Origin of the sequence: Corynebacterium sp. (assembly GCF_030826625.1) — a bacterium.
Classification (GTDB): Bacteria; Actinomycetota; Actinomycetes; order Mycobacteriales; family Mycobacteriaceae; genus Corynebacterium.
The window spans coordinates 1-11,834 of record NZ_JAPJNQ010000065.1 but is presented as its reverse complement, the minus strand read 5'-3'; the positions used below and the strand labels follow the sequence as shown (position 1 = coordinate 11,834).

Sequence of the window (11,834 nt, the reverse complement as noted above, 5' to 3'; positions counted from 1 at the left end):
AGTAAACCAGGGCGCTCGCCCACACCAGAACAATTCCGGCAACGAATAATTCAATGAAAAATCCCCCCATGCCTGCTCAGGCTACCGTACAAAACCTACTCAGTTCGGGCTTGCGTCGTATTTCGGGCTTGCATCGGATGAGACTATTTAGTCCGCGACTGCAGCTCCTGCTCGAGTGCTTTCCACATTGCCTCCTGCGGCGCAGGATGCCCAGTGAATGCGGTGAATTGTCCGAAAGCCTGATGCGCAAGCATCACATGGCCGCCGACACTACGGTAGCCGTTGGAAGCTGCCTGAATGGTCAAGGGCGTAGGCCACGGTTCATAAATAACATCTAACACCGGCGCATGTGCCAGACGTTGTTCATATCCGGCAAGAGCATCAGATGGCACCGTCGAAATAACCGCATCAGAATCAGGCAAAGACTCATCCCACGTGGCAGTTCGCCAGCGCAGCCCCATGGCTTCGGCCAACGGTGCCCATTCGCTACTCCGATCACGGCGGTTGACAACCGTCACTTCTTCTACACCCATGGTGCCGAGCGCCCACAAAACCGGCCGTGAAGTACCGCCAGACCCCAATACGATGACGTGGCCGAGTCTCCGATGGCTATCAGGAAACAAGGCTCCTAAAGCTCCCAGTACACCATCACCATCAGTATTGTCTGCATGCCAACCGTCATCATGGCGCACCAATGTGTTCGCTGTACCAATCATGTTTGCCCGACCACTCACATGATCAGCGAATTCCAGGGCTTCAAACTTCCCCGGCATAGTCACGGAAAATCCCCGGAAAGATGAATCGACATGAGATAAGAATTCGGCTAATTGACCTGCTCGCACTTCACTGCGACCATAATGCCAATCGTCGAGCCCAAGTGCTGCGAAGCCCGCGTTATGCAACACCGGTGAGAGTGAATGTGCGATCGGACTGCCGAGCACCGCAGCCCGATTGCGTATTTTCAGCTCCGCCGACCCCGGTTTATTCATGGTGATCCAGAATTCCCGATTCTAATGCCCGGTCAACATCCTCGAGATGTGCTTCGAAGGTGTCATTGAATACCGTGGTGCCGCGTTCGTCGATGGTGACGAAGAATAACCAGTTACCATCCGCTGGGTGTTCCATGGCATGTACAGCATCGTCGGAAGGTGCTGCAATTGGGGTTGCCGGCAGACCATCCATCGCATAGGTATTCCATGGCGTTTCACGTTGCCGGTCCGCGTCTGAAGTCGCGAGTTCTACATCATCAAGACCATAATTGACGGTTGAATCGAACTCGAGACGCATCGGCTCATCCAAACGATTCAAGATCACGCGTGCGACTTTGTCGAAATCTCCTGCTGGCGCTTCACGCTCGACCAGAGAGGCCGCAATGAGTAGGTCATAAGGATCCAAATCTACTGCGCGTGCCCGATCGACAATATTCGAGTCGTTGTACCGCTTAGTGGTGCGCGATACTAGATCCGTCAAGATTTCTTCAGCATCCATATTTGGATCGATGACATATTGGCCTGGAGCAATCAAGCCTTCCAATCGCTTGGAATCGGCTCCCTGCGCACGCACTCGTTCAAGCGCCCATTCTGGCGCCCCGAGATCCGCTGGGTCGCTCGTGGCTGCGACCGCTTCCAACTGGTCGGTACTGACGCAATCACCGTCATGGCCATCAGCACAGCTGACCTCGGAAATCTGAGTGAAGATCCCTTTGCGCACGTTGCCACCTTTAACGTTGACATCATGCAAGGTTGCACCGCCGTGCACATCTAGCAGCTCAACCTGCTTTTCTGGGTTCAACAACGCTGCCACCGCTGCTTGCGCACTCATTTTTTCTTCCAGGCGATAAAAACCTGGTTGCACATTTCCGGCATCGGGGTTGCTGGCGGCTGCCGTTTGGAACACCGAATCGGAGGCGACGATACCGCGATCTTCGAGTTCAGGGCCAAGCGAAGAAATCGAATCGCCTTCTTTAATCTGCACCATCGCAACGACGCCGTTACCGTCACCGTCGAAATCGACCACGGAGGATCCTCCTCGGTCGCCAAATACGACGTTAAATGCGATATAGCCGCTCACCCCGATAATAAGAATGAACGAGGCGATCAAAACAGCAAGCCCCCGCTGTCGACGTTTCACGTACTTCGGGTCCATGCTGCGTCTCACGCGCACGCGAGTCTGTTTGCTCATGTGTAAATTCTCTTCTTCGTTCGGCTTAATTCGATGAGTCCGTGTCCACCGGCTCGCGATTACGTTGCCGAGCCAATTGGCGTGCATCCAACCAGGATTGCAAAATTTCCACCGCCGCGGCCTGGTCAATGACTGCGCGCCCGGCTTTCTCCGAGACCCCGGATGCCCGTAATGCTTGAGTTGCAGCAACCGTCGTCAAGCGCTCGTCGGCAAGCACAACCGGTGTCTGCTCGCCAGAGTTGCGTAAACGGCGACGAATTCGGAACGCAATTTCCTTCGCATGTTTCACGCTTTTCGAGCCATTCGCGCGCAGGTCGCGAGGCAATCCGACGACGACTTCTACTGCTTGATATTGCGCAATCAGCTCCAGCAAGCGGTCGATATCTGCTTGATCACGATCCTTGAAACCAGTCTCTCGTTGCACGGTCTCTACTGGGAAAGCCAACGTGGCTTCTCTGTTTGATGCGGCGACGCCGATGCGTACCGTTCCGACATCAATCCCGATGCGTCTTCCTTCAATGCCCAGGGAATGTTCAGGAGAATCAACGTGTGGCGCGTCTGGTTCGAGTGTGCTCACGGCTTGAGCTTTTCCTTCCTATTCCCGGGACATCTCTAGCTGCAGGTGTGCTACAACAATCGAGCATTCACAGAACTGGTGTAACCACCACTCTGTTGCGTTGTGCTCACCTATTCTATAACTAAACGGTAACAAACCGGACACCGACTGGCAGTTCTATACACAACATGCCAGTTGTGAAGAGTCGATTACCTGCACTACCCCTGAGCAAGCTCCTCGCGTACGGCCGCAAAACCCTGCGCGATACCCGCTGCTTGGTTTCCCGACCCTTGCGCCATATCCGGCTTTCCGCCGCCCTTACCACCGACATAGCCGCCAAAAACTGATACCAGTTGGCCAGCTTTGAGGCCCTTGTCGACGGCTTCAGGACTCAATGCAACCACAAACGGAACCTTGCCCGAGTTATCGGTCGCCAAGACAACAACACAGGGGCGGGAATTGAGACGGCTACGGATATCCGCTGCGATCGAACGCAATTGCCCACCATTGATTTCCCCAGGCAACTGTGCCGTGACCAGAGAAACGCCGTTGACTTCCACCGCATCGTTGGCATATTCGGCAGCTTTGGCCGCCAACTGCTGCTGGCGCAAGGCCGAGACCTGCTTTTCTGCTTCTTTCAGCTTGCGGGTCAGTGATTCAATGCGTTCAGGGATTTCGTTCGGCTTTGCTTTCAGGGATTGCGCAACGCCGTGTGCCAATGCTGCTTCTTTGGAGAAATAGCGGAAGGCATCTAGGCCGGAATAAGCCTCAATACGGCGAGCACCTGAACCAACCGACGATTCACCCAATACCGAAACCGGGCCGATCTGTGAAGAATGGCTCACGTGCGTGCCACCACACAGCTCCGTTGAAAATGGTCCGGCAATTTCCACGACGCGCACTCGTTCACCATAGTTTTCACCAAATAACGCCAGCGCACCCATGTCTTTGGCCTGGTCCAATGAAGTTTCGAGGGTGTTGACCTGGTAATCAGCATCAACAACTTGGTTAGTGATCGTAGCGATCTGTTCAAGCTGCTGCGGGCTCAATTGCTCGGTGTAGTTAAAGTCAAAGCGTAGATAACCAGGACGGTTCATCGAACCTGCCTGCACCGCCGTTGGCCCCAGTACCTCACGAAGCGCACCGTGAATCAGGTGGGTTGCTGTGTGTGCTTGACGGGCACCGTGCCGCCATTGCTGGTCGTACTCTGCTGTCACTGCTTGGCCGATTTCCAGGGAACCGCCCAAGACTTCGCCACGATGCACCCAGAGCTTCTTTGCGATCTTTTGCACATCGCTGACTTCGACGGTAGCTTCGCCAGACACAATCGTGCCTCGATCAGCCAATTGACCACCGGATTCGGCATACATTGGGGTGACATCCAAAATCACTTCAACGCTATCGCCGCTGTGTGCAGTCGTCACAGATTGCCCATCACGCACCAGGCCGATGATGGTGGAATTGGTCGCTTTCTCCGAATAACCAGCAAATTCTGTCGGTTGGTTATCGACCCATTCACGATAGACAGATTCGTCAGCATGGCTATGCTTTTTCGCTTTGTTATCAGCTTTCGCTCGAGCCTTCTGTTCAGCCATCGCGGTCTCAAATCCAGCCATGTCAACATCAAGGCCGGCTTCGGCAGCCATTTCCATGGTCAGGTCAATCGGGAAACCATAGGTGTCATGCAACAAGAATGCATCGGCGCCTGTCAGCACTTTGTCACCACGTTGGTTCAATTGTTGTGCAGTTTCATCGAAACGGCTGGTTCCAGATTCCAGGGTCTTCAAAAATGCCCGTTCTTCAGCAAAAGAAACAGCGAGAATCCGCTCGCGACTCTCAGCAATCTCTGGATACGACGGCTCCATAGTGTCCATCACGGTAGACATGAACGTCTTGATAGTTTCGCCTTGCGCGCCAAGCAATCGTGCTGAACGGATAATGCGGCGCAGCAAACGTCGAAGGATATACCCGCGTCCTTCGTTTGACGGCGTAACGCCATCGAGGATGAGCATCATCGCGGTGCGTGAGTGGTCGGCGATAACACGGAAACGCACGTCGTTATCGTGCTTCGCGCCATAGGTTGCACCAGTGAGTTCTTCCGCCGCAGTAATCACGGGCCGCAACAGGTCCGTCTCGTAGACATTGTCAACGCCCTGCAGCAAACATGCCAAGCGCTCAATACCTAAGCCAGTATCAATATTTTTCGCTGGCAGCTCACCGAGTAATTCGAAATCTCCCTTACCGGATCCGGTGGATTCACCGCGCTCATACTGCATGAACACGAGGTTCCAGATCTCCATGTAACGGTGTTCATCTGCTGCCGGGCCACCTTCGGCGCCATACTCCGGTCCCCGGTCATAATAGATTTCCGAACACGGGCCGCATGGGCCAGGCACACCCATGTGCCAATAATTGTCTTCGACGCCCATCCGCTGGATCCGCTCTGCGGGCACGCCAATGGTTTTTTCCCAAATCTCCGCAGCTTCATCATCTGTTTCGTAGACCGTCACCCACAGGCGTTCCGGATCCAGGCCCAAGCCGCCGTCCTCAAGCGAGCCCGTCAGCAATGCCCACGCGTTGCTGATAGCGCCTTCCTTGAAGTACTGGCCAAACGAGAAGTTACCCGCCATCTGGAAGAAAGTATTGTGGCGGGTAGTGATTCCCACTTCGTCGATATCAAGTGTACGCACACACTTCTGGATCGAAGTCGCAGTACCATTCGGGTACGGCGGGTTTTGTTGTCCCAAAAAGTACGGCTTAAAAGGCACCATTCCGGCGTTGACGAACAAAAGATTTGGGTCATCTAAAATGAGCGATGCACTAGGCACAACTTCATGGCCACGCTGTGCGAAATGTTGAGTGAATCGATCGCGAATCTCGTGGGTTTTCACTAAGTTTCTTCCTTTTCGTCGAAAATACGTTTAGAGCCGAGTTTACTAATACCACTGGTGCCGTTGACCAATATGCTTATTTCTTGCCACGTACCAACCTACGCAGTCGGCCGAGGTATTCCGAAATACGGCTTTCGTTACCATGCGCAGTCGGCTGGTAATATACCGCATCCTGCAATTCATCCGGAATATATTGCTGATTTACCACCCCGCGTGGATAATCATGCGGGTACTTATAATCTTGCGCATGTCCCAACCGCTGCGCTCCGACATAATGACCATCACGCAGATGTGGTGGAACAGTGCCCGATTTCCCAGCATGCACATCAGCTAGTGCAGCCGTAATAGCGTGAGTCACACTTGCTGATTTGGGTGCAGTAGCGAGATGAATCACTGCTTGCGCAAGTGTCAATCTGCCTTCGGGCATTCCGATGAGCTGTACGGCTTGGGATGCAGCGACCGCAATTTGCAGTGACTGCGGGTCAGCCATCCCGATGTCTTCACTAGCTAAAATGACCAAGCGCCGGGCGATAAAACGAGGATCTTCACCAGCTTCGATCATGCGCGCGAGATAATGCAGCCCAGCGTCAACATCAGAACCCCGGATAGATTTAATCAGCGCGCTCGAAACGTCGTAGTGTTGATCACCATCGCGGTCGTAACGAACTAGCGCCTTATCGACGCTTTGCGCCACCATCTCTGCGGAAATCTCTGGAGTCACCGACCCCGGGGCCTCGGCAGTTGACGTCGCTTCACCTGCTTGCGCGGTCTCAGCGGCAGCTTCTAGATACGTCAGTGCGCGACGAGCATCGCCTCCCGCCAGCCGCACAATATCATCTACTGCTTCTGTAGAAATACGCACTCGGCCGCCTAAGCCTCGATCGGCACCGACTGCACGGTGCACAAGCTTTGCAACATCACTCGAACTCAGTGGCTGGAGAGTTAACAACAACGAGCGTGACAACAACGGCGAGACCACCGCAAAGGAAGGATTTTCGGTCGTCGCAGCTACAAGCAAGACGGTTTGGTTTTCTACTGCGGCCAACAGTGCGTCTTGCTGCGTCTTGGAAAATCGGTGGACCTCGTCAAGGAACAGCACTGTCCGCTTACCGTGCTGCGCATCCCGACGTGCCCCGCTGATGACCTCGCGTACCTGTTTAACCCCGGAATCGAGGGCAGACAAACCAACAAAATGGTGGCCCATTTGGGCAGCTATCAGTGACGCGATGGTAGTTTTCCCTGTTCCCGGTGGGCCATACAAGATAACAGAGCTGCGCCCCCGTCCCTCAACGAGCTTCCGCAGCGGTTTACCGTCGTCAAGCAAATGGCCTTGACCGAGCACTTCGTCCAGGCTAGTGGGCCGCATCCGAGCCGCCAGAGGCGCATCGGCACCTGATTGAAACAGCTCAGTACCACGAAAGCGATCGAAATCTTGTCGGGCTTCGTTGTCGGACAAGTTATCCGGCAACGCCGATCCGAACAAGGAGTCTTGACTCATTATTTCCAACCAGGCTTTTCGACGCGTTCTGCGATGCTACGAGCGAATTCCGAAATCTCCGCGCTGCTTTCTTCAGTGCCATGAGCACCATAACGAGCCATCGCTTCAAAAGTTTCGTAGATATCACGACGTACGAGCAACTCTTCTTCGCTAAAGCTATCAGCAGAACCTGTACGCAACAATGTCGCAGCTTGCTCTAAGTCGGCCGAAATGTCCTCACCTTTGTGCAGCATTCCCACCACGCCACTGAGGTTGCCAGCCGACAACGTCGCTAATGTGGATAAGCCCCAACCAACCAAAGCTGCGAGTACGCGTTCATGTAGAGTCTGCTGTTCAATCAGATTCGGGAATACTTCTTTGATCTCTCGCTTCCACGCCGAAATGAAGGTATCAGCCTCTTCATCCGTGATGGGATGAGTAAACACGAATTGCGGGAATCCCGCGATGACACAGGCGAGATCGAACGAGACGTCTCGAAATCCCGCCCACTCATAGTCTAAAAAGTGTGTTTTATCGGAAACAATGATGTTATCCGGCGACAGATCGAACGGAGTGAAAGCACGCGCTGAGCCGCCGACCACACGTTTACGAGCTATCTGAGCGGCATCGTGGAATGCTTGTGGCACCGTGAAACCGGATTTCTCCACGATCTGCTCACCGAGCAAGATCGATTGCTGCAGTGCTTCATCGCGCACACCCTGGTTTTCGCCAAACTGTGGGTGGTTTTTGAGCATCCGCTTCATCAGGATGTCGAATTCATTCTCCCGCTCAGCTGTTCCCGCATGCATCCGGCCCAAGGAGCTACCCAAGTTGCGCAAGATTTTGCCACGAGTGTCCTGCTTTGCAGTTTCCAGCAATTCATCAAAGGTTTCGCCATCGCCGGAGTCTGTCATCACGATCAACCGCTCGTTAATGTCGTGTGCCAGCAGCATCGGGCCTGGCCGAACGTTTTCTGGCAACGCAGTGGTGAATTGATAGGCCACTACCTCGCGCATAAGCGCGGCGTCGTACAGCACCTCGCCGGTCATGGGAACGAACTTCAGCACAACGGTGCGGTGTTGCAAAAACGGCTGACTAGCCAGCCGTGCACGCAGCACCGTGGATTCACCGGACCCTGCCAATACCTCTACATCTTCGAGCCGCTGCGAGCCACCAAAGCGGTGCGAGAGCAGGTCTTGGGCGATGCTGACTAATTGCTCCTGGCTAGGCACTGTGTTCACTCCATAATCTAATCGATCCGCAATAATAGCGGATCGAAATCTTAATTGGCGTTGATCTTAGTTAGCTTTGCTATCGACATTCTTCGCAGCAGCTGTGGCCGCGGCTTTGTCAGCCTTAGGTTTGAAGTCAACGCCGGTTTCTTTACGCTGTGCTGCAGAAATTGGAGCCGGAGCATCGGTCAATGGGTCCACACCACCACCAGACTTCGGGAAAGCGATGACGTCGCGGATGGAGTCAAATCCACCAAGCAACGAAACAATACGATCCCAGCCAAAAGCGATGCCACCATGCGGAGGCGCGCCGTAGCTCATGGCTTCGAGCAAGAATCCAAATTTCTCCTGCGCATCCTCTTCGCTGATACCCATGACCTTGAATACGCGTTCTTGCAGATCCTTATTGTGGATACGGATCGATCCACCGCCGATCTCGTTGCCATTGCAGACCAAATCATAAGCATAAGCAGTGGCTTCACCCGGATTCTCGTCGAATGAATCGATCCATTCTGGCTTCGGCGAAGTGAATGCGTGATGCACGGCCGTCCACTTCGAATCGCCCAAGGCCACATCCCCGTCGGCAACTGCAGCTTCAGCGGGTTCAAACAACGGCGCATCGACGACCCAAACGAACGACCAGTCACCTTCTTGAATCAATCCGAGCTTGCGAGCGATCTCATTACGGGCGGCCCCCAGCAGTGCACGCGAAGAACGGGTATCACCGGCAGCGAAGAAAATGCAATCGCCAGGCTGTGCACCGACATGTTCGGCGATGCCCGCACGTTCTTCCTCGGTAATATTCTTGGCGACGGGGCCAGACAAAGTCCCGTCTTCACCAACCAAGATATAGGCCAAGCCCTTAGCACCGCGTTGCTTCGCCCACTCCTGCCAAGCATCGAGTTGGCGGCGTGGTTGGTTCGCTCCACCACGCATAACGACGGCACCGACGTATTCGTTTTGGAAAACGCGGAAGGTGGTGTTTTGGAAAAATTCGGCACACTCGGTGATTTCGATATCGAACCGCAGATCTGGTTTATCCGACCCGTATTTCCGCATGGCATCGGCGTAGGTAATGCGCGGAATAGGCTGCTTGATTTCATAGCCGATCAGCCCCCACAGCTCAGCAGCGATTTCTTCGCCAAGAGCTATCACGTCTTCCTGATCAACAAAAGACATCTCGACATCGAGCTGAGTAAATTCCGGCTGACGGTCAGCTCGGAAATCTTCATCCCGGTAGCAACGCGCAATCTGGTAATAGCGTTCCATACCAGCGACCATTAACAACTGCTTAAACAGCTGTGGCGATTGCGGTAACGCATACCACGATCCTGGTTTCAGACGAGCAGGAACGACGAAATCCCGGGCTCCTTCTGGTGTAGAGCGGGTAAGCGTCGGCGTTTCAATTTCGAGAAAATCATGCTTATCCAATACCCGGCGTGCGGCTTGGTTTGCACGCGAACGCAGCTTCAGAGCTTCCGCCTGCTTCTTCCGACGTAGATCCAAGTAACGGTGGCGCAGCCGCGCTTCCTCGCCCACGTCCGAAGAAGAAGCGTCCTCGACCTGGAACGGCAACGCCTCAGACGTCGACAAGACCTTGAGATCGGTGACGTTGACTTCAATCTCACCGGATGCGAGGTTTGGGTTTTCCGAACCTGCTGGGCGTGGCTCGATTTCACCAGTAATCGCAATGCAATATTCGGAACGCAGCGCGTGGGCTTTCTCGGCAACCTGCGAATCACGGAAGACGGCCTGCACATATCCAGAATGATCGCGCAGGTCAATGAAAATGACGCCTCCATGGTCGCGTCGACGAGCAACCCATCCGGCTAATGTGACTGAGTTACCTGCCAGATCTTTGCCCAGTTGGCCCGCTGAATGTGTACGCAGCATGATAATCGATAATCCTTCCGTGGCTCGTGTAGTTCACTGCTTCTACGTGCACTATTAAAAGTTGCGCAGAGCTTGAAGGCGCAGCCTCAACGCGTATTAAGACATGCATCAGCGCAGCGAACGGAACTAAAGCAATTTTAGACTGTCCCAAGTCTACACACTGTTAGTCTGACCCCTTTACTTGGTGATCATGCACCTACTCAATACTCGTACGCGGCGTCTTTCTGTTTTGCACACCGATTGCTGACAGTGTTTGCACACCACACGTAGACTGGACGCCAAATTAGAAATTATTGTTCAACAACTTCGATGCTCTTTAACTTGAACCACGCAATAAATTAGGAAGGATAGTTATGACCATTAGTGTCACCGATATTTTTTCGATCGGCATTGGTCCCTCATCCTCACACACCGTCGGACCAATGCGTGCAGCAAAATCCTTTGTCGAATCACTAAATAGCCGGCCCCACCGCGTCAAAGCCCAACTTCGCGGTTCACTCTCGGCCACCGGGCGTGGTCACGCTAGCGATCGCGCCGTAATTCTTGGTCTCGTCGGCTGGGACCCACTCGATGTACCATTGGATGCTGAACCCCGGGCCGATAGGCCGATTCCCCTCAGCGGATCTGCCAGCGGTCCCGACGGCAAAATTGCCTACGAGCTTGAATTCGACAATGAACCATTGCCCCAGCATCCGAATGCTGTGGTATTCAGCGCTTGGGATGACAATGACGAGTGCATCGCCGAAGAATCTCAATATTTCTCTGTCGGCGGCGGGTTTATCCTTACCCGCGAACAGCTAGATGCCGAAGTCGAAAAAGACGACGAAGTCCCCGCAGGAATGGCGGCTGCGGATGGAGAATCGGCCGTGCCTTATCCCTTCGAATCTGGCGCAGATTTGCTCCGCATGTGCGAAGAAACCGGCTTGGAAATCTGGCAGCTCGTAGAAGCCAACGAAAAAGCCTTGCACCAAGGCGATGGCGGGCTCACCTTCGTCAATGACCATCTCGCGACTGTGTGGGACGTCATGCGGGCGTGTGTCACCGAGGGCATCGCCACGAAAGGCCATCTACCCGGCGGACTGCATGTTCCACGTCGAGCGCATCGAGTCTACGAACAGCTACTGGCAGCCAACGATGACACCTCGCACGGTTTCAGTGCCATGGAATGGGTCAATCTTTATGCTCTAGCAGTCAATGAACAAAACGCTGCAGGTGGACGAGTTATCACTGCCCCCACAAACGGAGCCTGTGGGATCATCCCAGCTGTCTTGCATTACGCGCGCGACTTCCAGCGCGACTTCACCCGCGAGTCCGCGCGTCGCTATCTGCTCACTGCCGGCGCCATCGGCATGATCATCAAACAGAACGCCTCTATTTCCGGTGCCGAAGTCGGTTGTCAAGGTGAGGTCGGTTCAGCATCTGCCATGGCGGCAGCGGGAATGGCCTACCTGCTGGGCTGTAACGCAGCCCAGATCGAAAACGCTGCAGAAATCGCACTCGAGCACAACCTGGGCTTAACGTGCGACCCAGTTGGAGGGCTTGTGCAAATTCCGTGCATCGAGCGCAACGCAATCGGTGGCGTGAAAGCCATTAACGCCGCCCGC

8 protein-coding genes are annotated in these 11,834 nt (G+C 54.3%); 1 reads left to right on the top strand and 7 read right to left on the bottom strand.

All coding sequences use genetic code 11. The annotated features are described in order from the left end of the window. Nucleotides 1–143: 143 nt before the first annotated feature. The 7 genes from RCH87_RS08245 to aspS form a co-directional block, all read right to left on the bottom strand. Complete coding sequence (locus RCH87_RS08245) at nucleotides 144–989, bottom strand: shikimate dehydrogenase (RefSeq protein WP_306516231.1); 846 nt, start codon at nucleotides 987–989, stop codon at nucleotides 144–146. Beyond that, on the bottom strand, nucleotides 982–2,181 hold the full coding sequence (gene mltG, locus RCH87_RS08240; protein WP_306516230.1) for an endolytic transglycosylase MltG: 1,200 nt from the start codon (nucleotides 2,179–2,181) through the stop codon (nucleotides 982–984). The genes RCH87_RS08245 and mltG overlap by 8 nt, the downstream gene beginning before the upstream one ends. 25 nt (nucleotides 2,182–2,206) lie before the next feature. Further along, nucleotides 2,207–2,758 (bottom strand): Holliday junction resolvase RuvX, encoded by a 552-nt coding sequence (ruvX, locus tag RCH87_RS08235; protein ID WP_373690954.1) that lies wholly within the window; start codon nucleotides 2,756–2,758, stop codon nucleotides 2,207–2,209. Between the two features lie 197 nt (nucleotides 2,759–2,955). Beyond that, nucleotides 2,956–5,628 (bottom strand): alanine--tRNA ligase, encoded by a 2,673-nt coding sequence (gene alaS / locus RCH87_RS08230; RefSeq protein WP_306516229.1) that lies wholly within the window; start codon nucleotides 5,626–5,628, stop codon nucleotides 2,956–2,958. A 76-nt stretch (nucleotides 5,629–5,704) separates the two neighbouring features. Continuing rightward, nucleotides 5,705–6,994: a replication-associated recombination protein A gene (locus RCH87_RS08225; RefSeq protein WP_373690955.1), complete on the bottom strand. Its 1,290-nt coding sequence runs from the start codon at nucleotides 6,992–6,994 to the stop codon at nucleotides 5,705–5,707. 131 nt (nucleotides 6,995–7,125) lie between these two features. Beyond that, a complete protein-coding gene (locus RCH87_RS08220; protein WP_306516227.1) occupies nucleotides 7,126–8,346 on the bottom strand; it encodes a phosphotransferase in 1,221 nt (406 codons plus the stop codon). A gap of 57 nt (nucleotides 8,347–8,403) precedes the next feature. Continuing rightward, nucleotides 8,404–10,230, bottom strand: a complete 1,827-nt coding sequence (gene aspS, locus RCH87_RS08215; RefSeq protein WP_306516226.1) for an aspartate--tRNA ligase — start codon at nucleotides 10,228–10,230, stop codon at nucleotides 8,404–8,406. Nucleotides 10,231–10,583: 353 nt separating this feature from the next. Between aspS and RCH87_RS08210 the strand changes: the two genes are divergently transcribed. Continuing rightward, a partial coding sequence (locus tag RCH87_RS08210; protein ID WP_306516225.1) for an L-serine ammonia-lyase occupies nucleotides 10,584–11,834 on the top strand: 1,251 nt, incomplete at its 3' end.

Bases quoted from the DNA above. Each gene is read 5' to 3' on its own strand.
- mltG (WP_306516230.1), bottom strand. From the start codon at position 2,181: ATGAGCAAACAGACTCGCGTGCGCGTGAGACGCAGCATGGACCCGAAG.
- RCH87_RS08245 (WP_306516231.1), bottom strand. From the start codon at position 989: ATGAATAAACCGGGGTCGGCGGAGCTGAAAATACGCAATCGGGCTGCG.
- aspS (WP_306516226.1), bottom strand. From the start codon at position 10,230: ATGCTGCGTACACATTCAGCGGGCCAACTGGGCAAAGATCTGGCAGGT.
- RCH87_RS08225 (WP_373690955.1), bottom strand. From the start codon at position 6,994: ATGCGGCCCACTAGCCTGGACGAAGTGCTCGGTCAAGGCCATTTGCTT.